This is a genomic window from Actinomadura sp. CNU-125 (genome assembly GCF_001942465.1).
GTDB lineage: Bacteria > Actinomycetota > Actinomycetes > Streptosporangiales > Streptosporangiaceae > Spirillospora.
On sequence record NZ_MKJY01000514.1, the window covers coordinates 1 to 1,581 of the forward strand.

The following is a 1,581-nucleotide window of genomic DNA, read 5'->3' on the forward strand; positions in this document are numbered from 1 at the left end:
TCGCGCAGGGCGCGGGCGGCGGCCGCAGGGCGGCGGCGACGGCGAGCGCGCTGAAGGACGACGGCGAGGTTGCGGCCGTAGGGCAGCGGGAGCCGGGACGGGACGTCGGCGCGGCGGCCGTACCCGAGGACACAGCGGCAGCGCGATCAGCGTCAGGCATCCGGCGGCGGCCAGCGCGGCGCGCACGGGCGTGCGGGCCGCGGCGGGCAGCCGCGCGGTCAGCCACCCGGCCGCGAGCACCGCGGGGACCAGGACGGCGTCGTGCACGACCACGGGCACGACGAACCACCGCACCCACCCGGAAACCTCGACGTGCGTGACGACGCCGCGCAGCCCGACGGCGATCAGCGCCAGGCCCGCCGCGCCCGCCAGGACCCGCCCGGGGCCGGGACGGGCGGCCGTGCGGGCGGCCGTGCGGGTGCTCATTCGACCACCAGCCGGTGCACCCATTTGGTCTGCGTGACGCCGGGGCGGCCGGGGGCGATCAGGCGGCACGGGTATCCGTGGTCGGGGTGCAGCGGCTCGCCGTTCAGCCGCAGCGCCAGCAGCGTGAGCGGGTCGCGCCAGTGCGCGGGCGCCACCCGCGACGTCCGGTACATCCCCCACGTCTGCAGCGATTCGACCCGGACGTGGGCGTCGCCGGGGGCCCCGGCCAGGCGCAGCACGTCCCGCAGCGGCACGCCCTGCCAGACGGCGCCGGCGCTCCAGCCCTCGACGCACGCGATCGGCAGCCGCGCGGTGCGCGCGGGGATGGCGCGCAGGTCGTCCAGGGACAGGACGACCTCGCGGCGGACGCGCCCGGTGACGGTGAGCCGCCACTCGGGGTCGGCGGCGGCGTCCAGGACCCCGGCGCCCGCGGCGGAGGTGTTGACCGGGACGCCCTGCGGGCCGGTGCCGGGGCTGCGCGGCGCCAGCACCGCCAGCCGCGCCAGCGGGGGGAACGCCTCACCGGCGGTGGTCAGCGCGACGCGCCGCCCGCCCCGGCGACGGTGAGCAGGAAACCGCGGCGGCCGACGGCGTCGCGGGGCCCGGACATCACGGGCGCGGCGGGCGGCAGGGCCACTCCCGCGCCGCGTGCATGAGCAGCGCGCCAATCAGGATGTAGGACGTCCAGTAGTGCGCGGTCGTGAAGAAGAACGGGAACGGATACCAGTAGGAGATGTTCAGGACGCCGGTGACCGTCTGGAACAGCGCGCCGCCGACCAGCAGCAGCACCACCGCGCGGTATCCGGCGTCGGCGGCCGACCGCGCCGGGGGCCACCGCAGCAGCCGCGGGTACACCGTCCACAGTTTCGCCAGCAGCAGCGGGACGGTCGCGAGCCCGCCGATGACGTGCACGCCCTGCGTCACCCGGTACAGGTTCACCGGGCGCGACGGCCACTGCGCCCAGCCGGGCGGGTGCTGCATGAAGTGGCTGATCAGGCCGGTGCCGAACGCGGTCGCGAACGCGGCGGCCAGGGCGAGGCCGAGCCGCGCGGCGGCCCGTTCGCCGCGCAGGGGGCTGGTGAAGCGCGCGGGGAGCGCCGTCACGGCGTTCGGGCACCCGGACCCGCGCCCGGGCTGGCCGCCGGGCACGGTCCG

1 protein-coding gene and 2 pseudogenes are annotated in these 1,581 nt (G+C 78.1%); all 3 read right to left on the minus strand.

The window, feature by feature from the left end:
* Positions 1–426 (minus strand): annotated as a pseudogene (locus tag BJF79_RS39315) (hypothetical protein); the annotation flags it as partial.
* Positions 423–917: a molybdopterin-dependent oxidoreductase gene (locus tag BJF79_RS63780; protein ID WP_262403240.1), complete on the minus strand. Its 495-nt coding sequence runs from the start codon at positions 915–917 to the stop codon at positions 423–425. The pseudogene BJF79_RS39315 and the gene BJF79_RS63780, both read right to left, overlap by 4 nt.
* 118 nt (positions 918–1,035) lie before the next feature.
* A pseudogene (locus tag BJF79_RS63785) lies at positions 1,036–1,581 on the minus strand (hypothetical protein); the annotation flags it as partial.